This is a genomic window from Streptomyces sp. IMTB 2501 (genome assembly GCF_001953885.1).
Classification (GTDB): Bacteria; Actinomycetota; Actinomycetes; order Streptomycetales; family Streptomycetaceae; genus Streptomyces.
Genome location: NZ_MQUS01000012.1, coordinates 195557 through 220998, shown reverse-complemented (window position 1 = coordinate 220998; position 25442 = coordinate 195557). Strand labels below are relative to the sequence as shown.

20 protein-coding genes and 1 pseudogene are annotated in these 25442 nt (G+C 71.7%); 12 read left to right on the top strand and 9 right to left on the bottom strand.

Annotated elements, in window-relative coordinates; genetic code table 11:
* Positions 1-62 precede the first annotated feature (62 nt).
* Both metF and AV521_RS22180 read left to right on the top strand, forming a co-directional pair.
* A complete protein-coding gene (metF, locus tag AV521_RS22185) occupies positions 63-986 on the top strand; it encodes a methylenetetrahydrofolate reductase [NAD(P)H] (protein ID WP_076090215.1) in 924 nt (307 codons plus the stop codon).
* A gap of 56 nt (positions 987-1042) precedes the next feature.
* A complete protein-coding gene (locus AV521_RS22180) occupies positions 1043-1993 on the top strand; it encodes a hypothetical protein (protein ID WP_076090214.1) in 951 nt (316 codons plus the stop codon).
* 35 nt (positions 1994-2028) lie between these two features.
* Here AV521_RS22180 and AV521_RS22175 read toward each other — a convergent pair whose 3' ends face one another.
* The 5 genes and pseudogenes from AV521_RS22175 to AV521_RS22160 form a co-directional block, all read right to left on the bottom strand.
* Entirely contained in the window at positions 2029-3540 is a 1512-nt protein-coding gene (locus AV521_RS22175) for an NAD(P)/FAD-dependent oxidoreductase (RefSeq protein WP_179023293.1), read from the bottom strand.
* Positions 3541-3587: 47 nt separating this feature from the next.
* Positions 3588-3734 (bottom strand): annotated as a pseudogene (locus AV521_RS51025) (DUF4126 domain-containing protein); the annotation flags it as partial.
* 442 nt (positions 3735-4176) lie between these two features.
* On the bottom strand, positions 4177-4806 hold the full coding sequence (locus AV521_RS22170; protein WP_076090212.1) for a TetR/AcrR family transcriptional regulator: 630 nt from the start codon (positions 4804-4806) through the stop codon (positions 4177-4179).
* A gap of 47 nt (positions 4807-4853) precedes the next feature.
* Complete coding sequence (locus AV521_RS22165) at positions 4854-6938, bottom strand: YhgE/Pip domain-containing protein (RefSeq protein WP_076090211.1); 2085 nt, start codon at positions 6936-6938, stop codon at positions 4854-4856.
* A complete protein-coding gene (locus tag AV521_RS22160) occupies positions 6925-7725 on the bottom strand; it encodes an ATP-binding cassette domain-containing protein (RefSeq protein WP_076090210.1) in 801 nt (266 codons plus the stop codon). The genes AV521_RS22165 and AV521_RS22160 overlap by 14 nt, the downstream gene beginning before the upstream one ends.
* 176 nt (positions 7726-7901) lie before the next feature.
* Between AV521_RS22160 and AV521_RS22155 the strand changes: the two genes are divergently transcribed.
* The 3 genes from AV521_RS22155 to AV521_RS22145 all read left to right on the top strand — a co-directional run bounded on the left by AV521_RS22155 (position 7902) and on the right by AV521_RS22145 (position 10093).
* Positions 7902-8474, top strand: a complete 573-nt coding sequence (locus tag AV521_RS22155) for an SAV_6107 family HEPN domain-containing protein (protein WP_076090209.1) — start codon at positions 7902-7904, stop codon at positions 8472-8474.
* 124 nt (positions 8475-8598) lie between these two features.
* On the top strand, positions 8599-9426 hold the full coding sequence (locus tag AV521_RS22150; protein WP_076090208.1) for a bifunctional 2-polyprenyl-6-hydroxyphenol methylase/3-demethylubiquinol 3-O-methyltransferase UbiG: 828 nt from the start codon (positions 8599-8601) through the stop codon (positions 9424-9426).
* Between the two features lie 277 nt (positions 9427-9703).
* Positions 9704-10093, top strand: coding sequence for a DUF3040 domain-containing protein (locus AV521_RS22145; RefSeq protein ID WP_076090207.1), 390 nt, complete (start codon positions 9704-9706; stop codon positions 10091-10093).
* Between the two features lie 84 nt (positions 10094-10177).
* Here the strand turns inward: AV521_RS22145 and AV521_RS22140 are convergent, their stop codons facing one another.
* The 4 genes from AV521_RS22140 to AV521_RS22125 all read right to left on the bottom strand — a co-directional run bounded on the left by AV521_RS22140 (position 10178) and on the right by AV521_RS22125 (position 15773).
* Positions 10178-12562, bottom strand: a complete 2385-nt coding sequence (locus tag AV521_RS22140; RefSeq protein ID WP_076090206.1) for a DUF3488 and transglutaminase-like domain-containing protein — start codon at positions 12560-12562, stop codon at positions 10178-10180.
* A complete protein-coding gene (locus AV521_RS22135) occupies positions 12559-13917 on the bottom strand; it encodes a DUF58 domain-containing protein (RefSeq protein WP_076090205.1) in 1359 nt (452 codons plus the stop codon). Before AV521_RS22135 ends, AV521_RS22140 begins: the two co-directional genes overlap by 4 nt.
* Entirely contained in the window at positions 13917-14957 is a 1041-nt protein-coding gene (locus AV521_RS22130; RefSeq protein WP_076090204.1) for a MoxR family ATPase, read from the bottom strand. Before AV521_RS22130 ends, AV521_RS22135 begins: the two co-directional genes overlap by 1 nt.
* 267 nt (positions 14958-15224) lie before the next feature.
* Positions 15225-15773, bottom strand: a complete 549-nt coding sequence (locus AV521_RS22125; RefSeq protein WP_076090203.1) for a carbonic anhydrase — start codon at positions 15771-15773, stop codon at positions 15225-15227.
* A gap of 422 nt (positions 15774-16195) precedes the next feature.
* Between AV521_RS22125 and rsmH the strand changes: the two genes are divergently transcribed.
* The 7 genes from rsmH to murD all read left to right on the top strand — a co-directional run bounded on the left by rsmH (position 16196) and on the right by murD (position 25392).
* The gene (gene rsmH, locus AV521_RS22120) at positions 16196-17152 is read left to right on the top strand and encodes a 16S rRNA (cytosine(1402)-N(4))-methyltransferase RsmH (RefSeq protein ID WP_076090202.1); all 957 of its coding nucleotides are present in this window, start codon (positions 16196-16198) and stop codon (positions 17150-17152) included.
* Positions 17153-17194: 42 nt separating this feature from the next.
* Positions 17195-17812, top strand: coding sequence for a septum formation initiator family protein (locus AV521_RS22115; protein WP_076090201.1), 618 nt, complete (start codon positions 17195-17197; stop codon positions 17810-17812).
* Positions 17813-17817: 5 nt separating this feature from the next.
* Positions 17818-19785 (top strand): penicillin-binding protein 2, encoded by a 1968-nt coding sequence (locus AV521_RS22110; protein ID WP_305965181.1) that lies wholly within the window; start codon positions 17818-17820, stop codon positions 19783-19785.
* Between the two features lie 175 nt (positions 19786-19960).
* Positions 19961-21481 carry a UDP-N-acetylmuramoyl-L-alanyl-D-glutamate--2,6-diaminopimelate ligase gene (locus AV521_RS22105; protein ID WP_076090199.1) on the top strand — a complete coding sequence of 507 codons (1521 nt, stop codon included), beginning with the start codon at positions 19961-19963 and terminating at the stop codon, positions 21479-21481.
* Between the two features lie 28 nt (positions 21482-21509).
* Positions 21510-22904, top strand: a complete 1395-nt coding sequence (gene murF / locus AV521_RS22100) for a UDP-N-acetylmuramoyl-tripeptide--D-alanyl-D-alanine ligase (RefSeq protein ID WP_076090198.1) — start codon at positions 21510-21512, stop codon at positions 22902-22904.
* Complete coding sequence (mraY, locus tag AV521_RS22095; RefSeq protein WP_023551428.1) at positions 22901-23974, top strand: phospho-N-acetylmuramoyl-pentapeptide-transferase; 1074 nt, start codon at positions 22901-22903, stop codon at positions 23972-23974. The genes murF and mraY overlap by 4 nt, the downstream gene beginning before the upstream one ends.
* Positions 23956-25392: a UDP-N-acetylmuramoyl-L-alanine--D-glutamate ligase gene (gene murD / locus AV521_RS22090; protein ID WP_179023291.1), complete on the top strand. Its 1437-nt coding sequence runs from the start codon at positions 23956-23958 to the stop codon at positions 25390-25392. Before mraY ends, murD begins: the two co-directional genes overlap by 19 nt.
* The last annotated feature ends 50 nt before the right edge of the window (positions 25393-25442 follow it).

The following is a 25442-nucleotide window of genomic DNA, read 5'->3' as shown; positions in this document are numbered from 1 at the left end:
CAATTCGGGCAAATTATCGGCGTTCGGTTGGGTGACCGCCCACCCCTGGCTAACCTGCCCGTATGGCCCTCGGAACCCCATCCACCAGGACTGATCGCGCACGCACCGTGCGCGACATTCTCGCCACCGGCAAGACCACGTACTCGTTCGAGTTCTCGGCGCCGAAGACCCCCAAGGGCGAGCGGAACCTGTGGAGCGCGCTCCGGCGGGTCGAGGCGGTCGCGCCCGACTTCGTCTCCGTGACCTACGGCGCGGGCGGTTCCACCCGCGCCGGCACGGTCAAGGAGACCGAGCAGATCGTCGCCGACACCACGCTCACCCCGGTCGCCCACCTCACCGCGGTCGACCACTCCATCGCCGAGCTGCGCAACATCATCGGCCAGTACGCGGACGCCGGGATCCGCAACATGCTCGCCGTGCGCGGCGACCCGCCCGGCGACCCCATGGGCGACTGGGTCCCGCACCCGCGGGGCCTCACCTACGCCGCCGAACTCGTCCAGCTCATCAAGGAGTCGGGAGACTTCTGCGTGGGTGTCGCCGCGTTCCCCGAGATGCACCCCCGCTCCGCGGACTGGGACACCGATGTGAGCCACTTCGTGGACAAGTGCCGTGCGGGTGCCGACTACGCCATCACACAGATGTTCTTCCAGCCGGAGTCGTATCTCCGGCTGCGCGACCGCGTGGCCGCCGCCGGCTGCGGCACCCCGGTGATTCCCGAGGTGCTGCCTGTCACCAGCGTGAAGATGCTGGAACGGTTGCCCAAACTCAGCAACGCCGTCTTCCCGGACGTCCTGAAAGAGCGGATCCTCACAGCGAAGGACGATCCGGCGGCGGTACGCTCCATCGGTATCGACTTCGCCACGGAGTTCTGCGCTCGGCTGCTCGCCGAGGGAGTGCCCGGACTGCACTTCATCACGCTGAACAACTCCACGGCGACCCTGGAAATCTACGAGAACCTGGGCCTGCACCACCCCCCGCAGGCCTAGACCGGCCGCACCGCGATACGACACACTGCGTAGCGGTCACTGGGAGAGGGGCGTACATGGGCTGGACGGTCCTCTACATCGCGTTCGGAGCCGTCGCACTGTGGTTGCTCGGCGAGGTGCTGCTGCAGTACAAGGCGCGCCTGCGCTGGCGGCTGCTCGCCTTCGCCGGTTTCCTCGGTGTCGTGGTCGGTGTGCTGATGCCGTCCGTGATCGTGATCGGTGTCGGAGCGATCGCCTTCGCCGTCGGCCAGACCTACGTCACCCTGTCGTTCCGCCGCGGCTTCGCCGCCGGCTGGGCGGTCAAGCGTCCCGAAGCCGAGACCGGTGGTGGCAGCAAGCGCCGCCGCGGCAAGGCGGACCGGCACGACCCGGAGCTGGACGCCGCCGACCCGGAGCACGGAGGCACCGTGGACGACCGGGACGCCGACCAGGCCGACCAGGCCGTCTACGGCCAGGCGCGCGCTGACTACGACGACTACGACCGCGACGACGTCTTCACCCCGGCCCGGCCCGCCGCCCCCACCGCCGCCGAGAGCACCGCCGTCTACGAGCCGCAGCCCATGCCCGAGGACACCGGCTCCTACGGTGTCTACGGCGACACCGCCACCCACGCGGCCGCAGCCCAGCAGCAGGGCACCGGCCAGCAGGCATACGCCTACGACTACTCGGGCTACGGCCAGCAGGGCTACGGCTATGACGCCGGGGGCCAGCAGGCCTACGCCAACTACTCCGACCCCTACATCGGCAACCAGTCCTACGGCGGCGGCGCGTACGACACCGGCTACGCCGGGCAGTACGGCCAGCAGGGCTACGCCCAGGACCCGTACGCCGGCGGCTACGGCGAGACGACCCCGGCGGGCGGGGTGTGGGTCCCGCAGCAGCGCACCGACGAGGGCTACGGCGGCGAACTCCCGCAGGAGCAGCCCTACCCGTACCAGGGCCAGGGGCACGGCCACGCCCAGCAGCCGCAGCCCGGCGCCGGATACGACGAGCAGTACCGCTTCTGACCTGAGCAGTACCGTTTCTCGGGGCTCGGCCCTGCTCACTGGGAGCCGCGGAACCCCGGGCCCTCCACGATCAGCCCCGCCACCAGCGCGCCCGACATGCCCGCGTGCGGCAGGCCGCCCCCGGGATGGGACCAGCCGCCGACCCGGTACAGACCGGGCAGCCGCGTGGTGTTCGCCGGGTGGAGGAAACGGCCCCGCCCGGCGGCGAGAGCGGGGGCCGGCACCGCGCCGAGGAACGCACTCGTCTCGTCGTCGGAGTCGTCGGGTGTGCGCACCTCGTGCCACAGGACGCGGTCCCGCAGGCCCGGTATCGCGGCCTCGGCGGCGTCGAGGAGATGGTCCGTGTACTGCCGGACCATGCCCTCCTCGTCCCAGTCGGCGGCGCTCGGCACCACCGCGGACAGCACCATGGACTCGTGCCCGTCGTCCGGTCTGAGCGCCGGGTCGTCGGGGCGCAGCACGGTCACCATGGGCGCCGGCGGACGGTCTCCGTCCGCCGAGTCCAGGAAGTCCAGCTCGGCCTCCGGGTCCGGCGCATGGACGACCGTGCGATGCGCGGCGCCGGCCTCGCGCCCGCCGCGCAGGGCCAGCAGCACGGTGAACCGCCCAGGACGGGTCATGAACGGATCGGCCCGCACATCCCCGGCCTTGTCCAGCGCACGGTCCGTCATCGCCTTCAGCCGCGCCGGGTCCACGTCCGCCACGACATGGTCGGCCTCGGCCACCGTGCCGTCTCTCAACTCCACGCCCACGGCCCGGCCGTCCTTGTCCAGGATGCGCATGACCTCCGCGTCGAAGACGAACTCGACCCGCCGCTTCAGGCACCGCTCGTACACCGCGCGCGCCAACTCCCGCATGCCGCCGCGCACATACCAGGTGCCGAAGGCGTGCTCCATGTAGGGCAGCACGGCCGCGCTCGCCGGAGCGGTCCGCGGATCGAGGCCGTGGGCGAGTGCGGAGCTCTCCAGCAGGGCCGCGAGGCGCTCGTCGCGCAGCTCCCAGGCGCCGATCTCGGACAGGGTACGTGCCTGCCGGGCGCGCAGCAGGCGCCGCTGCGGGACGCCCGGATACGGCTCCTTCTCGGCCAGCACCCGCCAGTTGGGCCACAGCGGCTCCTCCAGCAGCGGCCTGCGGGTGCGGTCCCAGGCCTCCCGGGCCCGCACCAGGAACTCGCCCCAGCGTTCGCCCGCGCCCGCACCCAGCGCCTCGTCCAGAGCCGCGACCACACCAGCGCGCGAGGCGTTCGGCAGCGCCACCTCGGTGCCGTCCGCGAAGACGTGCCGCGCGGACGGGTCGACCTGGACCAGCTCGACGCAGTCCTCCAGCGGCTCCTTGCCGGTCTTGACGAACAGATCGCGGTACACCGCGGGCAGCGTCAGCAGTCCCGGGCCGGTGTCGAAGGCGAACCCGTCCCGCTCGAAGCGGCGCACCCCGCCGCCGTACGTGTCCGTACGCTCGTACACCACTACCCGGTGGCCCGCGACGGCCAGCCGTGCAGCGGCCGCCATCGCGCCCATCCCGGCGCCGATCACCGCAATCCGTGCCATGCCTGCGACTTTATCGACCGCCACTGACAATCCGGCCCGCGGGCGGGTCAGGGGGACCGCGAAGCCGGCCGCCGCTCCTCGTGGCGCTGCGCCCGGCGCCGCAGGAAGCGCCGGACGCGGGAGACGAGGAACAGCGGCGCTGGCAGACCGCCGGCCGGCAGCACGGCCGCGATGATCGCCGCCGTCTCCGGATGAACATCGCGAACGAGACGACGCGCACGGCGACGATCAGCACGTACCCCCGGACCGCCGGCCAGGGGGGAGAGCGGACACGGACGCGATCGTAGCCAGGCGGCGGGCCGTAGGTGTGGGCACGGGCGCGGACGCCTGAGTATCCGTACCTAGGCCGCGAGATGAGTAGCTGCGCGGATGGGCCGCGACCCGCGGGAACGGGAGAGTGGAGACACGGCAAGGGGCACGGCCCGGCACCGCCGACACGGGGCGGCGGAACGGGGCCAGCCACCTGGCCGCTCCTTCCGCCGATCCGTCGGCGGAAGCGAGTCGGGGGACCCGGGGGAACGACCACCCACGGGGGACCATCGGGGGAGGACCGTACGGGGGAGTACGGGGAACAAGGGGAACGGGAAGGCGCCGGTCCGGCAGCGGACCGGCGCCTTTCCCCTGCCCGAAGGGTGCTCAGCCCCGGCCGCTGACCCGCCCCTGCAACAGCCGGGACAGGGCCGAGTGGACGTCGTCCAGGGAGCGCTCCGGCTGGAAGGACTTCCAGTCCAGCGCGGCCACCAGGACCATGCCGACCAGTGCGGCCGCCGTCAGCTGCACATCGATCTCGTCGCTGAACTCGCCGGCCGCCACGCCCTCGCGCAGCACCCCCTCGACCACGGCGACGGCCTCCTGCCGGACCACCATCAGCGTGGACTGCCATGCCCGGTTGGTGCGCCACAGCTCCGCGACGTACAGCTGGGTGAAGGCCGGGTAGCGGTCGATGAAGACCAGACCCGCGCGGACCATCGCGTCCAGCGCGTCCACCTTGCTGCCGCCCGCACGCGCGGTCTGCTCCGCCGCCTCCTTGAGCGAGGCGGTGAGCAGGCCCACACCATGCCGCAGCAGCTCCTCGAAGAGGACCGACTTGCTCGCGAAGTTGTAGTAGACCGTGCCCTTCGCGACTCCTGCCCGCTCGGCGATCTCGTCCACGGTGGTCGCGGAGAAGCCCTGCTCGGCGATGAGCGTGACGGCCGCCTCGTAGAGCTTCTGCCGGGTGGCCTCACGGCGCGTGCCGCCCCCGGACCTGGCGCTGCTGCTTTCCATGGCCCTGATTCTCACAGGTACGCGCGCGTGCGGCGGCCGCCCGGGGGTCACAGACTCAGCTCCGGGTGCAACCGGTCCAGCGTCCACACCTGGCGGCGCCGGGCCGCGAGGGCGGTCAGGGCCAGCGCGCCCGCGGTGAACGCAGCGAGCACGGCGCACGCCTGCCAGACCGGGCCGAGCCCGCCGCCGGTGATCAGCCGGCGCAGCGCCGCCACGACGTAACTCATCGGCAGGAACGGGTGGATCGCGTTGAAGAAGCCCGGGCTGGTCTGCACGGGGTACGTGCCGCCCGCCGAGGTCAGCTGGAGCATCAGCAGCGCGAGCACCAGGATCCGGCCCGCCGCGCCGAAGCGGGCGTTCAGCCACTGCACGATCGCTGCGAAACAGGCCGTGACCAGGCACAGGAAGCCGATCGTGCCGGCCGCGTGCAGCATCTGCAGACCGATCACCCAGTGCAGTACGGCCATCAGGGCGCCAACCTGGAGCACGCCCACCGCGACCACCGGCAGCCAGCCCGCGAGCGCGATCCGCCAGGCCGGCGAACCGGCCGCCAGGGCACGCCGGTTGAGCGGCGCGATCAGCATGTAGGCGACCATCGCGCCCACCCACAGGGACAGCGGTATGAAGTACGGGGCGAAGCCGGTGCCGTAGTTCGGCGCCTTGTGCAGGTCGTGGGAGGCCAGCTGGACCGGGTCGGCCATCACGCCGGTGCGCTGGTCGCGGTCCTTCTTGTCGTAGTCCGGGATCTTCCCGGCGCCGTCGTGCAGTCCGCCGGCGAGCTTCCCGGAGCCGTCGGACAGCTTGTACAGGCCGCCGTTCAGGGTCTCGGCGCCCGACGCCGCCGTCCCGATGCCCTGGTCCAGCGCGGTGGCGCCGGCCTGGGCGGTGCCGAGCCCGGCGTGCAGCTTCTTGGCACCGGCGGCGACCTCCTGGGCTCCGGTGTTGAGCTTGTTGATCTTGTTGACCGCGTCGTCGACGTCCTCGTACAGATGCGGCGCGCGCTCCTTGAGGGCCGTGGCCTGCTTCTGAAGGGTGCCGAGGTTGTCCCGCATCGTCTTCAGGTCGCCGTCCTGGTCGGCGATCAGCGTGTTGAGGTCGTCGGCCACGCCGGCCACCTCGTCGGTGGCCGTCCTGGCCCGCTTGAGGTCGGGGCAGTTCGGGTCGGGGATCGTGGCGGTCTCGCAGCGCGCCTTGTAGACCTCGTCCATGATGGCGGCGTTCGCATGAGCGAGCTTCGCGGCCTCCGGGGCGTGCTTCACCAGGACGTCGAGGTTGTCCTCGACGGTCTTGGCCGAGTCGCCGACCAGCCGGGCGGTGTCCCCGATGGTCTTCTCGTTGTCCTTCAGGAACGGTCCGGCCTTGCCGTAGACGCCGTTGACCTTGTCGGCGAGCTCCTGGGTACCGTCGGCCACCTGCCGGGAACCGGCCTGAAGGTCACCGGCGCCCGAGTTCAGCCTCTTCATGCCCTTGGCCAGCTCGCCGCTGCCGCTCCGGGCGTCCTTCAGTCCGTCGGCGAGGTCCTTCGAGCCCTTCTCCGCCTTCCCGATACCGGTGTTCAGCCTGTCGGCGCCCTTGGCGGCCGTGACGGTCTTGTCGTGGATGCCGGAGAACGAGACGAAGATCTTGTCGAGGAAGGTGCGGGAGGCCTTGGTGGAGGCGGCCGAGCGGACCTCGTTGAAGACCGTGCGGGAGATCTGGCCGACGATGTAGTTGTTCGCGTCGTTGGTGCGCACCTGGAGGGCGCCGGTCTCCGGGGCGCCGCCCGAGCTGGAGGCGATCCGCCGGCTGAAGTCGGCCGGCATGGTCAGCGACAGGTAGTAGGTGCCGTCCTCGACGCCCTTGCGGGCCTCCTCGTCGCTCACCTCGTGCCACGCGAAGGTCCGGCTGTCGCGCAGCCCGCCGACGATGTCGTCACCGGCGGTGATCTTCTTGCCGGCCGCGGTGGCGCCCTTGTCGTCGTTCACCAGGGCCACCGGGATGCGGTCCAGCCGGCCGTACGGGTCCCAGAACGACCACAGGTACAGGGCGCCGTAGAGCAGCGGGAGCACGAGCAGCGCGACCAGGGCGGCGCGCGGCAGTTTCCCGCGCCCGAAGCGCCTCAGTTCGAGCGCGGCCAGCCTAGGCGAGCGCATCGACGTCCTCCTTCGGGTCGCTGTTCGCGACGCTCGTGTCGTCCCTGCCGTCCCTGCCGTCCCTGTCGTCCGTGTCGTCCCTGTCGTCCCTGTCGTTCTCGCTCTTGTCGTACTCCTCGGTGGAGACGATCACGCAATCGCCGGGGGCGGTCCGGCAGACCACCGCCACCGTCGTCCCCGCGCGCGTGAGTGAGCGCAGCAGGTCCCACACCTCGGTGCGCTCGGCGTCCGAGAGCTTGAGGTCGATGTCGTCGACGCCGAGCAGTCCGGGCCGGCCGAGCAGGGCCAGGGCGATGGACAGGCGCAGTTCCTGCGGCCGTTCCAGGTCACGTACGGCCGTCCGGGAGCCCTTCGGCAGCGTTTCGAGGTCCAGTCCGGCCGCGGCCAGGGCCGCGTCGACGCGCAGCCGCGCCTCGTGCAGGCGCTGGGTGCGGGGGCGCAGCAGGTCGCGCAGGGAGTCGCCGAAGTGGCTCTGCAGCAGGGCGCGTTCGCGCAGGTGCTCGCCGACGGTGAGGGCCGGCTCCAGGTCGGTCACCCCGGCCACGTTGGCCACAGCGCTGACGCGGCGCAGCCGGGCCATGTGTCGTGGGAGCCGGAATCCGCCGACGGCGGCTGTTCCCTCGGTGGGCCTCATCCGTCCTGTGAGCGCGAGCAGCAGACAGGTGCGGCCGGAGCCGGACGGTCCCTCGATCGCGATGAGTGAGCCGGGCTCCGCGTCGAGGGTGATGCCCCGGAAGGCCCACCCCCGTGGCCCCTTGAGCCCGAGGCCCTCGGCCTTGACGTGCATGCCGTCCACAAGCCCCCCTGCCGTTGCGACAGTTTTTGAACTGACTGGTCAGTGCAAAAATACGCCCGAACCTTCGATCGAAGCAAAGGCCCAGGTCAGAACGGATTGTCAGTGCCATACCCCACGATGGGCACATACGGCATCCGTGCCGTCACCCAGACGACAGGAGGTTCGTCATGGCCAACCCGTCCGCAGCCGCCGCCCGCCGGCGCCGCGCCACCGGCCCTGCCCCCTCACTGACCGGCCCGGCGAGCGATGTGCACCCCGTGCTCCGCCGGGCCACGGCCCCGCCCGCCGCCCTCGACCTGCTCGCCCAGGCCCGCGCCGGACTGGAGGAGGCCGCCGTCCTGGACACGTCGAACGAACGCTATGCGACGGCCCACCTCGCCGCGCTGCGCACCGCCGCCGCCGTGCTCGCCGCCCTGGGCCGCCCCGAGACCTCCCCGCGCCGCCGCGCCCGGATCCGCAGCGCCTGGGAAGTGCTGCCCGAGATCGCACCCGAACTGACCGAGTGGAGCGCCCTGTTCGCCTCCGGCGCCGCCCGCCGTGCCCGCGCAGAGGCCGGCATACAGGGCGCGGCGAGCCGGCGGGACGCCGACGACCTGATACGGGACGTGGCGATGTTCCTGCGCATCGTCGAGCGGATGCTCGTCCTTCAGCCCGTCCTTCCCCAGCCCCGCAGGGACGCGGGGGAGACCGGGGAGGTGACCGGACCGAGAGCGCGCGGTGACCTTCCGGACGCGGGCTGACCACCGAGAAGTCCGCCGGACGAGACGCACCGCGGCCCACCCGGCCGCGGTGACCGGCGGGGCGCCGGAGGCAATAGGCTGGAGTCGCCTGAAGCCTTTCAGCTCTGCCGAGGAGTCAACTGCCGTGTCGGACCCGCTGCGCCCGCCCGTCTCCCACCACGACCCTCAGTGGGCGTCGCTGCGCTCCGACACCCCTGGATCCCGCGCCTCCCTGCGTACCGCCGTGGTCTGGGAGGTCCTCCAGGACGCCCTCGACCGCCGGGTCAAGGCCACGGGACGGGACTCACTCGACGTCCTCGACACCGGAGGCGGCAGCGGCAAGTTCGCCGTGCCCCTCGCCCGGCTCGGCCACCGCGTCACCGTGGTCGACCCCAGCCCGAACGCGCTGTTCGCGCTCGAGCGCCGGACCACCGAGGCCGGTGTCGCCGACCGGGTCCGGGGCGTCCAGGGCGATGCGCACGGCCTGTTCGACGTGGTCGAGCGCGGGGGCTACGACGCCGTGCTGTGCCATGGCGTCCTGGAGTACGTGGACGACCCGGCCGAGGGCGTCCGCAACGCCGTCGCCGCGCTGCGCTCCGAGGGCGTCCTCAGCCTGCTCGCCGCAGGCCTCGGCGGGGCGGTCCTCGCCCGCGCCCTCGCCGGTCACTTCACGGAGGCCCGGCAGGCGCTGCAGGACCCCGAGGGCCGCTGGGGCGCCGGCGATCCGATGCCACGCCGGTTCACCGCCGAACAGCTCACCGCGCTGGTCGAGGGCGCGGGCCTCAGGGTCGGCGCCGTGCACGGCGTGCGGGTCTTCGCCGACCTCGTGCCCGGCGTCCTCGTGGACACCGAGCCCGGCGCCCTCGACGCGCTCCTGAAGCTGGAGGCGGCCGCGGCCGAACTGCCCGCCTTCCACTCCGTCGCCACCCAGCTGCATGTGCTCGGTGAGACCCGGGGTGCCGCCGAGGCCTGAGCGCACCACCGGGACCCGTCCCTGATCAGGGCCTTGGCAGCGGATGGAGTACGCCACAAGACCTCCGATCGAGGGGTTTGCGCCGTATGATCGAGGTACACCGCCCGGCATGACGGGTCGGCCGCAGGGGAATGGAAGCCTCAGCGAGCCGGGACTGTCATGGCGGGTTCCGGTTGGCCAATTGGCGTAGAGGGGCGGGTTTCACGGGGGCGATTCCCTGCCTATCCTGAAGGGACCCCCCGGGTCGCCCCGGCGACTGCACGATGAGGAGGACTCCGTGCCGCTCTCGGAGCACGAGCAGCGCATGCTCGAGCAGATGGAGCGAGCGCTGTACGCCGAAGATCCCAAGTTCGCGTCAGCGCTTGAGGGAAGCGGACTGCGTACGTACACCCGGCGGCGGGTCTACCAGGCGGTCGCAGGTTTCCTCGTAGGTATCGCGCTCCTCATGGCCGGAATGGTCGCGCAGCTGATCTGGGTCAGTGTGGTGGGTTTTCTCGTCATGCTGGGCTGCGCCGTACTCGCCGTCACCGGCTGGCGCAAGGGCCCGAAGCCGGGCGAGCAGCCCGCGGGCGCGGGCGCCGTCCGCCGTCAGGCGCGGCCGAAACGCTCCATGATGGACCGGATCGAGGAGCGCTGGCAGCGCCGCCGCGACGAACAGGGCCAGTAGCCGTCCGGCGGTTTCCGCGGACGCCGACAGACAACGTGTGAGGGGCGACCACCCAAGGTGGTCGCCCCTCACACGTTGTCTGTCTCAGCCCTGCTGCTGCGACGGCCGGCGCAGGCTGGGCTTCGCCGCGGCCACCCGGGTCCGCAGGGCCGTCCAGCGTGCCGACACCGCCCACAGCACCCGCACCGACGAGCGCGGCAGGAACAGCGCCCGAGCCCGGGTGCCGGTGCTCACCGTGCCCCGCAGCCCCTCGATCACCCGGCGTACGTCCTCCGCCGCACCCGCCGCCGGGCGCGGCCGGGGGGCGTACAGCACCTGCTCCACCGAGTCCGCCACCCGGTGCACCGCGGCACCGGTCGCCGGATCCAGCTCACCGAGTTCGACGATCCGGGCGGCCGCCCTGCGCGGCGTCAGCGACTCGTCCGACGGGATGCCATGGTCCCAGGCGCTGTCCGTCAGCTCCTGCCAGGCCGCCAGGGTGTGCTCCACCGCGCCCTCCTCGGTCCTGGCGTGCCCGCCCAGCCGCACCGACCGCACCCGCATCCGCCACAGCAGCGGCGACAGCGGAACCGCCGCCACGACCAGCGCGCCCAGGCCGATCAGCAGATACCACCACGGGCCCGTGCCCCCGCCGCCGCTGTTCGGGGCCGCCGCCGCGGACGGGGTGTCGCAGCCCTGCAGCTTGACCAGCTCGGGCGTGCAGCTCTGACTCGGCGAGGCCGCGGCCGAGGGCGCCGTGGACGACTGGTGCGACGGCAGGTCCTGGTCGGGCAGCGAGGTACCGGGTGTGTCCGACAGGGTGTACGAGGGCGTGGTGCCACGGGTCGGGGTCGGCTCGAAGCGGGTCCAGCCCACGCCCGCGAAGTACAGCTCGGGCCAGGCGTGCGCGTCCTTCTGGTTCACCGTGACCGAGCCGTCGGCCTGCGGGGTGCCGGGCGCGAAACCCACCGCGACCCGGGCCGGGATACCGAGGGTGCGGGCCATCGCCGCCATCGCGAAGGAGAAGTGGACGCAGAATCCCTGCTTCTTCTTCAGGAAGTTGGCTATGGCGTCGGGACCGCGGCCGACCTCCACCTGCGTGTCGTACTGGAAGCCGCCCGAGACCGCGAAGTAGTCCTGGAGTTTGACGGCTTCCTCGTAGTGGTTCCGCGCGCCCGCCGTGATCTGCCTGGCGGTCTGGGCCACCACCTTCGGCACCGAGGACGGCACCCTCGTGTACTCGCGCTTCAGGGTCGCCGGCGGCTCCGGCGCCCCGGCCAGCTGCTCGGCGGTCGGCTGCACGTCCAGGCTGGTCACCTGGTAGGTCGCCCCCCGGGTGGTCTGGCCGTGGTCGCCGACGAGAGTCATGCCCACGGGCTCATAGCGCCAGCGGCCGCCGATCCTCACGTCGCTGGGCGGGTACGGCATCGGCAGCCAGTCCTGGGCGTACCAGCTCGCCGCCGAGACGGCGGTCGTCACCATGCCGCGCTTGACGCCCGCGTCGAGGCCGATCGGTGTGGGGAACCTGTCCGGGACGCCGACGATGTGCCGCTGGGCCGGCTTCCAGGTGGTGCCGTCGAAGTCGTCCAGGGAGACGATCCGCAGATACAGGTCGGAGATGTCGTTCGCGCTGGTCCTCAGGGACAGCACCTGGCGGTCGTCGTCCGTGTTCAGGCTGTCGCGCAGCGACACCAGCGGGTTGACCGCGGAGATCGTCCCCCCGTTGCCGTTGCCCGCTCCCACGCCCGTGCCGGCGGCGTCCAGCAGGCCTCCCTGCATCGCGGGCAGGGCGAGCGGCACCACCAGGGCCGCGCCGAGCGCGACCGCGCCGATCCGGCGCCCGGTGCGCACCGGGGCCACCGCGCCGCCCTCCGGTGAGCCGGGGGAACGAGGAGAACCCCCGAAGACCCGGCCCCACTGCGCCAGCCGGTCCCGGCCCTCCGCGAGCAGCAGCATCAGATAGCCGGCCGCCGCCACCAGGAACCACAGCCAGTCGGCCCCGCCGTCGGACAGCCCGCCGGCCACCGAGTACAGCGCGAGCAGCGGCAGCCCGGCCGGGGCCGCGCTGCGGAAGGTCACCGCGAGCGTGTCCACCAGCAGACCGATGAGCAGGACGCCGCCGATCAGCATCAGTTTGATGCCGTCGGTGAGCGGCGCGGGTATCGCGTACTCGCTGACGTCGTTGGAGCCCTGCTGAAGCAGGCCGGCGATGTGCCGGAAGGCGTCCGGGCCGGGGATCAGCCCGATGATCGCGTGCTCCCGCGCGAAGACCAGGGTCAGCAGGACCAGGGTGACCAGCGCCTGTACCACCACGGTCAGCGGTCGGCCCAGCGGCACCCGGCGGGCCGCCGCGCCCACCCCGGTCTGCACGGCCACCAGCGGGATCAGCTGCAGCAGCCAGGTCGGCTCGGCCACCAGGGGCAGCAGCGCGCAGGAGGCCATCAGCGTGGCCGCGGCCGCGCACAGCGCCAGTCGTGCCCGCCCGCTCATCGCGCCGCCTCCCCGCCCATGGCGGCCAGGCCCGAGCGCTCCCGGTCCGCCTGCTGCCACAGCGCGCTCAGCGCGGCGCCGCGCGGCACGCTCAGCGCCGTCCAGCCCGCCTCGCGCAGCAGCCGCAGCCGCTCGGCGTGCCGGTCACCGGGCCGCGGCACATCGGTCGCCTCCCGCACCCAGGTGTCCGGATCCAGCACGAAGGCGACGGCACCGCCGCGCCGGCTCATCTTGGCGACCGTCGTGGCCTGTTCCTCGTCCAGGTCGCCCAGGAAGGCCACCAGCAGCCCCTCGTTCCCGCCGCGCAGGACCTCGTACGCCCGGGACAGGCCCGTCCCGTCGGAGTGGTCGATCACCGCGAGGGTGTCCATCATCAGCCCGGCCGCCTCCGCGGTCTCCTGGCCGCTGCCCGCGAACCCGTCGGCGCCCTCGCCGGGCACCATGCTGCCGCTGTCGGTCAGCAGCCGTATCGAGAAGCCCCGTTCGAGCATGTGCACCAGCACCGAGGCGGCGGCGGAGACCGCCCACTCGAAGGCCGAGTCGGGGCCCGCGCCCTCGTAGGCGCCGCCCCGGGTGTCCAGCAGGACGGTGCACCGGGAGCGCCGGGGCTGCTCCTCGCGCCGCACCATCAGCTCGCCGTAGCGCGCGGTGGACCGCCAGTGCACCCGGCGCAGGTCGTCGCCGTAGCGGTAGCCGCGCGGGATCACGTCGTCCTCGCCCGCGAGGGCCAGCGAGCGCTGCCGCCCGTCGCCGTACCCCTGGGCCTCGCCGCTGAAGCGGACCGGTGCCAGCGGCTCCACGCGCGGGATGACCGTGAGGGTGTCGTACGTCGAGAAGGAGCGGGTCAGTTCGCACATCCCGAAGGGGTCCGTCAGGCGCAGCTGCAGCGGGCCCAGCGGGTAGCGGCCGCGCAGGTCGGAGCGGACCCGGTAGGACACCTCGCGGCGGCCGCCCGGCTCCACCCGGTCCAGCACGAACCGGGGGCGCGGCCCGAGGACGTAGGGCACCCGGTCCTGGAGCATCAGCAGGCCGGTGGGCAGCCGGGAGACGTTGTCCATCCGCAGATGCACCCGGGCCTCGCTGCCGGCCGGCACGCGCGCGGGGGCGAGCCGACGGGTACCGGTCACCCGGTAGCGCGTGCGGTACACCACGGTCGCACAGATCAGGGGCAGCGAGGCCAGCAGCAGGCCGACCCGCAGCAGATCGCTCTGGCCCAGGACGTATGCGCAGATCGCGGCCGCGATCCCGGCCGCCAGGAAGGAACGGCCACGGGTCGTGAGGCCCGCGAGGGCCGTACGGACGCCGCCCGTCTCCTCGCGGTCGGCCTCCGACTGCCCGGTCCCCCCGGCGCTCATCACAGACTCCGCGGAGGCTGCTGGGGATACGCCGGAACACCCCGCCCGAGGCCGCCGAAGCCGCTCTGCTGTCCGGGCGCCGCGGGCACCGCGGTGCGATGGAGGATCTCCTGCACGACCTGCTCGGCCGTACGGCGGTTCAGCTGGGCCTGGGCGGTGGGGAGCAGGCGGTGTGCGAGGACGGCGACGGCGAGCGCCTGGACGTCGTCCGGCAGGGCGTACTCCCGGCCGGCGAGGGCCGCGGACGCCTTCGCCGCGCGCAGCAGATGCAGCGTCGCGCGCGGGGAGGCACCGAGTCTGAGGTCGGGGTGCGTGCGCGTGGCGGCGACCAGCTCCACCGCGTATCGCCGGACGGGCTCGGAGACGTGCACCCCGCGAACCGCCTCGATCAGCTTCACGATCTCGTGGGCGTGCGCCACCGGCTGCATGTCCTCCAGCGGGCTCACCCCGCCGTGGACGTCGAGCATCTGCAGCTCGGCCTCCACGCTCGGGTAGCCGACGGAGACGCGGGCCATGAAGCGGTCGCGCTGGGCCTCGGGCAGCGGGTAGGTGCCCTCCATCTCGACCGGGTTCTGCGTGGCCACCACCATGAAGGGGCTGGGCAGTTCGTACGTCTGCCCGTCGATGGTGACCTGGCGCTCCTCCAGGGACTCCAGCAGCGCCGACTGGGTCTTGGGCGAGGCGCGGTTGATCTCGTCGCCGATCACGATCTGCGCGAAGATGGCACCCGGCTTGAACTCGAAGTCCCGGCGCTGCTGGTCCCAGATGGACACCCCGGTGATGTCCGAGGGCAGCAGGTCGGGCGTGAACTGGATGCGCCGCACCGAGCAGTCGATGGACCGCGCCAGCGCCTTGGCCAGCATCGTCTTGCCCACGCCGGGGACGTCCTCGATCAGCAGGTGGCCCTCGGCGAGCAGCACGGTCAGTGCGAGCCGTACGACCTCGGGCTTGCCCTCGATCACGCCCTCCACCGAACCGCGCACCCGCTCCACCGTGGCGGTCAGCTCAGTGAGGTTCGCTCGATCGTCATAGGTCGTCACCCGGCCCTCCTCGGCCCGTTCTTACTCGGGCCGACGCTCTGCGATGCGAAACCGGCCCACCCCGGAACACGGACACCACGCGGAAATAGTTCCGTGCGATGCCACACCCCGCATTCTTGCTGCCGTTACCGATTCGTGTCACTCGACTGTGGACAACTGCCCGCACGATGTCGGTCTTACGGCCATTTCGACCATCGTTTTCGAGGCCGGGCGGCGGAATGCGTGTGTACGGCGGGATGTTCGGGCGGGCCGGTGCGCCGGCCGGGCTCAGGCCGGGTCGATCTCGCGCAGCAGGCCCGTGTGCACGTCGAAGACGAAGCCACGCACGTCGTCGGTGTGCAGCAGGAACGGCGAGGTGCGCACGCGCTGCATGGACTGCCGTACGTCCTGCTCGACGTCCCGGAAGGACTCCACCGCCCAGGCCGGGCGCTGGCCGACCTCCATCTCCAGCTCGTGCCGGAACTCCTCGGTGAGGGACTCCAGGCCGCAGCCGGTGTGGTGGATCAGGACGATGCTGCGGGTGCCGAGTGCCCGCTGGCTGATGGTCAGGGAGCGGATCACGTCGTCGGTGACGACTCCGCCCGCGTTGCGGATGGTGTGACAGTCGCCGAGCTCCAGGCCGAGCGCGGCGTGCAGGTCGAGTCGGGCGTCCATGCAGGCCACCACGGCCACGTGCAGGACGGGACGGGCATCCATGCCTGGGTCGGTGAAGGCGGAGGCGTACCGCTCGTTGGCCTCCACCAGGCGGTCCGTCACGGCGCCGTCGCTGGGTATGGCGCCTTCGGATCCAGTGGGAACTGCTGCGGAAGTCGTCATACTCATGACGTTACTGGTCACCTCCGGTCCGGGCCTGCTGTGAGAGTGGGACAAAAAACGTCATCGTGGCTTGTTGTGAGCTACCCCATACGGAGGGCAAACATGGACCGCACGGGTGAATCCGTTCGAATTGCGGCCCCGGCCGGGATGCGGTACGCGACGCGCAGGCCGGTTGATTGACCGCGAGACAGGGTGGACTAAAGTGACGCGAAGCGGGAGACGCGGCTCTCCCTGCTGGTGAAACCCCCGGAGGCACCGGCTCACCCCGGACCGTCTCCCCACGTGCGCGGCGCGTACGTACGGCTCGGCCTCCTCCCGCTCCCGGTCCGGCTGACGCTTCCGGCGCCGGCAGGCCTTCCCTACACGAGCTGGCGGGGACCCGGCGGTGCGTGCGGCGCCTCGCCGGAAGATGAGAGGCCCCCTTGAGCCAGAGTCGACACGTCCCGGTGATGCTCCAGCGGTGCCTGGATCTGCTGGCGCCCGCCCTGGAGCGGCCGGAAGCGGTGGTCGTCGACTGCACCCTCGGCCTCGGCGGACACAGTGAGGCACTGCTGGCCCGGTTCCCGGAGGTGCGGCTGATCGGCCTCGACCGGGACAAGGAGGCGCTGCGGCTGTCCGGCGAGCGACTCGCGCCCTTCGGAGAGCGTGCCACCCTCGTGCACGCCGTCTACGACGAACTGCCCGACGTGCTGCGCCGGCTGCGTATCGCGCGCGTGCAGGGTGTCCTGTTCGACCTCGGGGTCTCCTCCATGCAGCTGGACGAGGCCGACCGCGGCTTCGCCTACGCCCAGGACGCGCCGCTGGACATGCGCATGGACCAGACGGCCGGCATCAGCGCCGCCGAGGTGCTCAACACCTACCCGGCGGGCGAACTCGTGCGCATCCTGCGCGCGTACGGCGAGGAGAAGCAGGCCAAGCGGATCGTGTCCGCGATCGTGCGAGAGCGGGAGAAGGAGCCGTTCAGTACGAGCGCGCGGCTCGTGGAGCTGATCCGGGACGCCCTGCCGCAGGCCGCCAAGCGCACCGGCGGCAACCCCGCCAAGCGCACCTTCCAGGCGCTGCGCATCGAGGTCAACGGCGAACTGTCCGTCCTGGAGCGGGCGATCCCGGCCGCGGTGCAGGCCCTCGACGTCGGCGGGCGCATCGCCGTGCTGTCGTACCACTCGCTCGAAGACCGGTTGGTCAAGCAGGTGTTCGCGGCCGGTGCCGCGTCGACCGCGCCGCCCGGGCTGCCGGTCGTGCCGGAGCGATATCAGCCGCGGCTCAAGCTGCTCACGCGGGGTGCCGAACTTCCCACCGAGGAAGAGGTCGCCGAGAACCGCCGGGCCGCGCCGGCCAGGCTGCGCGGCGCAGAGCGCATCAGGGAGGACGCCGAGTGAGCGAGACGAGTCGGTTGGATTCCCGAACTCACCGGGGGAGCCGTGGGTAGGAAACCCCAACTGAGAGGGCGGGCCGCGCGACTCGCCCGGCTCTTCCCGGCCGGCCGGGCCCAGGCCGCCCGCACCCCGTTCGTCCTCCTCGTCGTCCTGCTCCTCGGCGGCGGTCTCATCGGGCTGCTGGTGCTGAACTCCGCGCTCAGCGAGGGCTCGTTCAAGCTGGCCGACCTGCAGAAGCAGACCAGGAGCCTCACCGACGAGGAACAGGCCCTCCAGCGGGACATCGACGCCTACTCGTCCCCCGACGCCCTCCAGCGCCGGGCCCACGAACTCGGCATGGTCCCGGGCGGCGACCCGGCCTTCCTCGGCCCCGACGGCAAGGTCATGGGCGTCCCGAGCGCCGTCCCCCGATCCGCCGCCTTCACCGCCCCGGTCGCCCCCGAGGCCCCGACCCCGTCCCCCGCCCTCTCCGCGACAGGGCCCACCCTCCCCTCCACCGCCCCGGCCCAGGGGGCGACTCCGGCTCAGGGGGCCACCCCCGCCCAGGGACAGCCCGCCCCCGCCGGCCCCCAGCCCACTCCCGCGCTCCCCGCCCCGGCGGCGGCCGTCCCCCCGCCGCCCGCCATCCCCCAGCCCACCCCCACCCCGACCCCCGGCAGGTGACGGAAGTGTCCGACAGGGAAGCGCCGCGTCGTCGTGTGCCCGGGCCTGCCAGGCCACCGAGGCCCGGGAGCGGCGCCGTGCGGCGGCAGCCCGGGTCCGGGGCGCGTCCGGTGCGGCGGCCGAGCGGCGCGCGGTTCTCGGCCCAGGCCACCCTCCGGCTCGGCAGCCCGCGGCCCCGGCTGCGCATGGTCAGCCTCATGCTGACCCTGGTGCTGCTCGCCTTCGTCGTACGGCTGCTCCAGGTGCAGGCCGTCGACGCCAGCGCGTACGCAGCGCGGGCCGAGCAGAACAGGTATGTCGCACACACGCTGGCCGCCTCGCGCGGCGGGATCACCGACCGCAACGGCGTGGCCCTCGCCATCAGCGAGGACGCGTACGACATCACGGCCGACCCCACGATGTTCAGCAGGAAGCAGCTGAAGATCGACGACGGGCCCGAGCAGGCCGCCGCGCTGCTCTCCCCGATCCTCGGGCAGGACCAGGCCACGCTCGTGAACAAACTGCGGCCCAAGAACAAGAACTCCCGGTACGCCCGGCTCGCCAACCGGCAGACCCCGCAGGTCTGGAAGCAGATCAAGGACCTGAGGAACGCGCTGGCCGCGAAGGCGGCGACGGACAACAACACCGCCAACGTGCTGGCCGGCGTCTTCGCCGACCCCAGCAGCCAGCGCGTGTACCCCAACGGCGACCTCGCCGCCGGGACTCTGGGCTGGGTCAACGCCGACGGCCGGGGCGGCGGAGGCATCGAGCAGGAGCTGAACAAGCAGCTGTCGGGCAAGGACGGCAAGATCCGCTATGCCCAGTCCGGCGGCCGTGAGGTGCCCACGGTCGGATCCAACGAGACCCCCGCCGTGCCCGGCTCCGACGTCGAGCTGACCATCGACCGCGACATCCAGTGGGCCGCGCAGAAGGCCATCAGCGAGCAGGTGCAGAAATCCAACGCGGACCGCGGGTACGTCGTCGTCCAGGACACCCGTACCGGCCAGATCCTGGCCATGGCCGACGCGCCCGGCTTCGACCCGAACAACCTGTCCAAGGCGGACGCGGACGCCATGGGCAACGCGGCCCTGCAGGACGCCTACGAGCCCGGCTCCACCGCCAAGGTGATGTCCATGGCGGCCGTGCTGCAGGAGAACGCAGCGACCCCGCTCACCCACGTCGTCGTACCCAACCGGCTGCACCGCGGCGACCGGCTCTTCCAGGACGACGTCGACCACGACACCTGGTACCTCACGCTGAACGGCGTGCTCGCCAAGTCCAGCAACATCGGGACCATCCTGGCCACCGGCCAGCTCGGCAGGACACAGGCCGAGGCGAACAGGGTCCTCTACTCCTACCTGCGCAAGTTCGGCATCGGCAGCCCGACCGGACTCGGCTTCCCCGGCGAGACCCCCGGCATCCTCGCGCCGTTCCAGAAGTGGTCCACGTCGCAGCAGTACACGATTCCTTTCGGCCAGGGTTTCTCCATCAACGCCGTGCAGGCCGCCTCCGTGTACTCGACCATCGCCAACGGCGGGGTCCGGATCGAGCCGACCCTGGTGCGCGGCACCAAGGGCGCCGACGGCCGCTTCACCCCCTCCCTGAAGCCCAAGGAGACGCGGGTGGTCAGCGACAGGACCGCCAGGACGCTCGCCCAGATGCTGGAGTCCGTCGTGGACGACGAGCAGGGCACCGGCATCAAGGCCCGCATCCCCGGCTACAACGTCGCCGGCAAGACCGGTACGGCCAACCGCGTGGATCCGGCCACCGGCAAGTACCGCGGCTACACCTCGTCCTTCGCCGGCTTCGCCCCCGCCGACAACCCCCGGATCACCGTCTACTGCGCCATCCAGAACGCCACCTCCGGCAGCTACTACGGCGGCCAGATCTGCGGTCCCATCTACAAGCAGGTGATGGAGTTCGCCCTGAAGACCCTCCAGGTCCCGCCGACCGGGGCGCCGGCCGCCAACCTGCCCGTCGACTACAAGCCCTGATCAGCCCCGATCAGCACACCGGAACACCAGGAACGAACTCGTGACAACGATCACCCCGGAACCCGGGAACCACGGTGCCCCCCGCCCCTCACTTCGCTCCGGAGCGGGTGCGCCCGGTACGCTCACCGCCGTGCCACACGCTGATCAGTCCCAAACCACCCAGAAGGGCGCTTCCGTGACATATCCGGGACCGCCGCGACCGGTTCACGTCTCCGCCACACCCCTCGCGGAACTGGCCGATCAGCTGGGTGCCGCCGCTCCGGACACCGCCGCAGAGGTCACGGGGATCACCCACGACTCGCGCGCCGTCCGCCCCGGCGACCTGTACGCCGCCCTGCCGGGCGCCCGCCTGCACGGCGCCGACTTCGTCACCCAGGCCGCCGGCCTCGGCGCGGTCGCCGTGCTCACCGATCCGAGGGGCGCCGAGCGCGCCGCGGCGACCGGACTGCCGGTCCTCGTCGTGGCCGACCCGCGCGCGCGGATGGGCGAACTCGCGGCGACGATCTACGGCCACCCCGGCCGCGACCTGCTCCAGATCGGCATCACCGGCACCTCCGGCAAGACCACCACGGCCTACCTGGTCGAGGGCGGGCTGCGGACCGCGAAGTCCACCGGTCTCATCGGCACGGTCGAGATGCGCATCGGTGACGAGCGCATCAAGTCCGAGCGCACCACCCCCGAAGCAACCGACCTCCAGGCCCTGTTCGCCGTCATGCGCGAGCGCGGCGTCGAGGCGGTCGCCATGGAGGTCTCCAGCCACGCCCTGGTCCTCGGCCGGGTCGATGCCTGTGTCTTCGACATCGCCGTGTTCACCAACCTCAGCCCGGAACACATGGAGTTCCACTCCGACATGGAGGACTACTTCGGGGCCAAGGCACAGCTGTTCACCCCGGAACGCAGCAAACTCGGCGTGATCAACGCCGACGACGAGTACGGCCGCCGGCTCGCCCAGGAGGCCACGGTCCCGGTCGTCACCTTCTCCGCCGAGGGCCACCCCGACGCCGACTGGCGCGCCGAGGACGTCCAGGTCGGCCCCATGGACTCGACGTTCACCGCCGTCGGCCCGAACGGCGAGCGGATCCACGCCAGGTCGCCGATCGCCGGTCCCTTCAACGTGGCGAACACCCTCGCCGCCGTCGTCGCCCTCGCCGCCGCCGGTCTCGACCCGCAGACCGCCGCCGACGGCATCTCCGCCGTACCCGGTGTCCCCGGCCGTCTGGAGCGCGTGGACGCCGGGCAGCCCTATCTCGCGGTCGTCGACTACGCGCACAAGACCGACGCCGTCGAATCGGTGCTCAAGGCGCTGCGCAAGGTCACCAAGGGCCGGCTGCACGTGGTCCTCGGCTGCGGCGGCGACCGCGACCAGACCAAGCGCGCCCCGATGGGCGCCGCCGCGGCCCGGCTCGCCGACACGGCCGTACTGACCTCCGACAACCCCCGCTCCGAGGACCCGCTCGCGATCCTCGCGACCATGCTCCAGGGAGCGGCCTCCGTGCCCGCGCACGAGCGTGGCGAGGTACTCCTCTTCGAGGACCGGGCCGCGGCGATCAGCGCGGCCGTGGGCCGCGCCCAGGCCGGTGACACCGTGCTGGTCGCGGGCAAGGGCCATGAGCAGGGCCAGGACATCGCCGGCGTGATCCGTCCCTTCGACGACCGCCAGGTGCTCCGCGAAGCCATCCAGAAGACCCAGGGATGAAAATCCAGAAGACCCAGGGGATGAACTTGTGATCGCCCTCTCCCTCGCCGAGATCGCAGCAGTCGTCGGCGGGCAGACGCACGACATACCGGATCCGTCCGTCCAGGTCACCGGTCCGGTCGTCCGTGACTCCCGTGAGGTGGTGCCCGGCAGCCTGTTCGCCGCCTTCGTCGGCGAGCACGTGGACGGCCACGACTTCGCACCACAGGTCGCCGAGGCGGGCGCGGTCGCCGTACTGGCGTCCCGCCCGGTCGGCGTGCCCGCGATCGTGGTCGAGGACGTCACCAAGGCGCTCGGTGCTCTCGCTCGCCATGTCGTGGCCCGGGCCGGTGCGAACCTCGTCGCGCTCACCGGCTCGGCCGGCAAGACCAGCACCAAGGACCTGATCGCCCAGGTGCTCAGCAGCAAGGCGCCCACGATCTGGCCGGAAGGCAATCTCAACAACGAGATCGGCCTTCCCCTGACCGCCCTCCGCGTCACGCACGACACCCAGTACCTCGTGCTGGAGATGGGCGCCCGCTACATCGGCGACATCCGCTACCTCACGAGCCTCACCCCGCCCAAGATCGGCCTCGTCCTCAACGTCGGCACCGCCCACATCGGCGAGTTCGGCGGCCGGGAGCAGATCGCGCAGGCCAAGGGCGAGATCATCGAGGGCCTTCCGGAGGACGGCGCGGCGATTCTCAACGCCGACGACCCGCTGGTGAGAGCCATGGCCCCGCGTACCAAGGCGAAGGTGGTCCTTTTCGGAGAGTCGGCCGAAGCGGACGTACGCGCCGAGAACGTGCGACTCACGGACAGTGGACAACCTTCCTTCAGGCTTCACACACCCTCCGGTGCATGTGATGTGACCATGCGCCTGTACGGTGAGCACCACGTGTCGAACGCGCTCGCCGCGGCCGCCGTCGCCCATGAGCTGGGCATGTCCGCGGAAGAGATCGCCACCGCGCTCTCCGAGGCGGGCACCCTCTCCCGCTGGCGCATGGAGGTCACCGAGCGCCCGGACGGCGTGACCATCGTCAACGACGCCTACAACGCCAACCCCGAGTCCATGCGGGCCGCCCTTCGGGCGCTCGCGGCCATGGGCAAGGGGCGCCGCACGTGGGCGGTGCTCGGCAAGATGGCCGAGCTGGGGGACGAGGCGCTCGCCGAGCACGACGCCGTCGGACGGCTCGCCGTCCGGCTCAACGTCAGCAAGCTCGTCGCGGTCGGGGGGATTGAGGCCTCCTGGCTGCAACTGGGCGCATATAACGAGGGTTCGTGGGGTGAGGAGTCGGTGCACGTGTCCGACGCACAGGCGGCGATCGACCTGTTGCGCAGCGAGTTGCGCCCGGGGGACGTCGTCCTCGTGAAGGCGTCCCGTTCGGTGGGTCTGGAGAACGTCGCCCAGGCGCTCGTCGAGGGCGAGGTCGCCGCCCGATGATGAAGCAGATCCTGTTCTCGGGAGTCATTGGCCTCTTCCTGACGCTGATCGGCACCCCGCTGCTGATCAAGCTCCTCGCCCGCAAGGGCTACGGCCAGTACATCCGTGACGACGGACCGCGCGAGCACGCCAGCAAGCGCGGTACGCCGACCATGGGCGGCATCGCCTTCATCCTGGCGACGATCGCCGCGTACTTCCTGAGCAAGCTCATCACCGGCTACCCGCCCACCTACTCCGGCGTACTGGTCCTCGGCCTGATGTTCGGCATGGGCCTGGTCGGCTTCCTCGACGACTACATCAAGATCGTCAAGCGCCGTTCGCTGGGCCTGCGGGCCAAGGCGAAGATGGCCGGCCAGCTGATCGTCGGCATCTCCTTCGCCGTGCTGTCGCTGATGTTCGCCGACGCGCGCGGCAACACCCCGGCCTCCACCAAGCTGTCGTTCATCACCGACTTCGGCTGGACGATCGGCCCGGTGCTGTTCGTCGTCTGGGCGCTGTTCATGATCCTCGCGATGTCGAACGGCGTGAACCTCACCGACGGTCTGGACGGTCTGGCCACCGGCGCCTCCGTGCTCGTCTTCGGCGCCTACACGTTCATCGGCGTCTGGCAGTTCCAGGAGTCCTGCGCCAACGCGCAGACCCTGACCAACCCGGCCGCCTGCTACGAGGTGCGCGACCCGCTCGACCTCGCGGTGATCGCCTCCGCGCTGATGGGTGCCTGCCTGGGCTTCCTGTGGTGGAACACCTCGCCGGCGAAGATCTTCATGGGCGACACCGGCTCGCTCGCCCTCGGCGGTGTCCTCACCGGTCTGGCCATCCTCTCCCGTACGGAGCTGCTGCTGGCCATCATGGGCGGCCTGTTCGTCCTCATCACCATGTCGGTCGTCATCCAGGTCGGCTCCTTCCGGCTCACCGGCAAGCGCGTCTTCCGGATGGCGCCACTCCAGCACCACTTCGAACTCAAGGGCTGGTCCGAGGTCCTGGTGGTGGTCCGATTCTGGATCATCCAGGGCATCTGTGTGATTGTCGGACTGGGCCTCTTCTATGCGGGATGGGCAGCGGAAAAGTGACCTCCACCTCGGAGCTCTTCGACTTCCAGGGCAAGCACGTCACCGTCGCCGGCCTCGGTGTCTCCGGCGTCCCGGCGGCCAAGGTGCTGCACGCGCGCGGGGCGACCGTCACGGTCGTCAACGACGGCGACGACGCACGCGCGCGTGAGCAGGCCGCCGAACTGGAGGCGCTCGGCATCACCGTGCGCCTCGGCGACGGGGCGACCCTGCCGGAGGGCACCGAGCTGATCGTCACCGCGCCCGGCTGGAAGCCGGACAAGCCGCTGTTCCTGGCGGCGGAGAAGGCGGGCGTGCCCGTCTGGGGCGACGTCGAGCTGGCCTGGCGCCTGCGCGGCCCCGAAGCGGCACCCTGGCTCGCCGTCACCGGTACCAACGGCAAGACGACGACCGTGCAGATGCTGGCGTCGATCCTGAAGGCCGCGGGCCTGCGCACGGCCGCCGTCGGCAACATCGGTGTCTCCCTGCTGGACGCGGTCCTCGGCGAGGAGCGTTACGACGTCCTCGCCGTGGAACTGTCCAGCTACCAGCTGCACTGGGCGCCCTCGTTGCGTGCCCACTCGGCGGCCGTCCTCAACCTCGCCCCGGACCACCTCGACTGGCACGGCTCCATGGAGGCCTACGCGCACGACAAGGGCCGTATCTACGAGGGCAATCGGGTCGCCTGTGTCTACAACGTCGAGGACAAGGCCACCGAGGACCTGGTCCGCGAGGCCGACGTCGAGGAAGGCTGCCGGGCCATCGGGTTCACCCTGGGCGCCCCCGCGCCCTCCCAATTCGGCGTCGTCGACGGCATTCTGGTCGACCGCGCCTTCGTCGAGAACCGGCAGAAGAACGCGCAGGAGCTGGCCGAGGTCTCGGACGTCAACCCGTCGGCCCCGCACAACATCGCCAACGCCCTTGCCGCGGCGGCCCTCGCGCGCGCCTTCGGGGTGCCCGCCCAGGCCGTCCGCGACGGCCTCAGGTCCTTCCGGCCGGACGCCCACCGCATCGCGCACGTCGCCGACATCGACTCGGTGGCGTATGTGGACGACTCCAAGGCCACCAACACGCATGCCGCCGAAGCCTCGTTGGCGTCATATGAGTCGATTGTATGGATTGCGGGTGGCCTGGCGAAGGGTGCGACCTTCGACGAGCTGGTCGCCAAGTCGGCAAAGCGACTTCGTGGTGCCGTCCTGATCGGCGCCGATCGTGCCCTGATCCGCGACGCCCTCGCGCGACACGCCCCCGAAGTACCCGTCGTCGACCTCGACCGGACCGACACTGAGGCGATGCTCCAGGCGGTGAGGGAAGCGAAGCGGCTCGCGCAGCCCGGTGACACGGTGCTGCTGGCCCCGGCCTGCGCCTCCATGGACATGTTCACCAACTACAACCAGCGCGGTGACGCGTTCGCGGCGGCGGTCCGCGAACTCGGAGCCTGACCCCGGCCGCCCGCCGGGCGGATCTTGGGAGGGACGCGTGGGACGGTCGA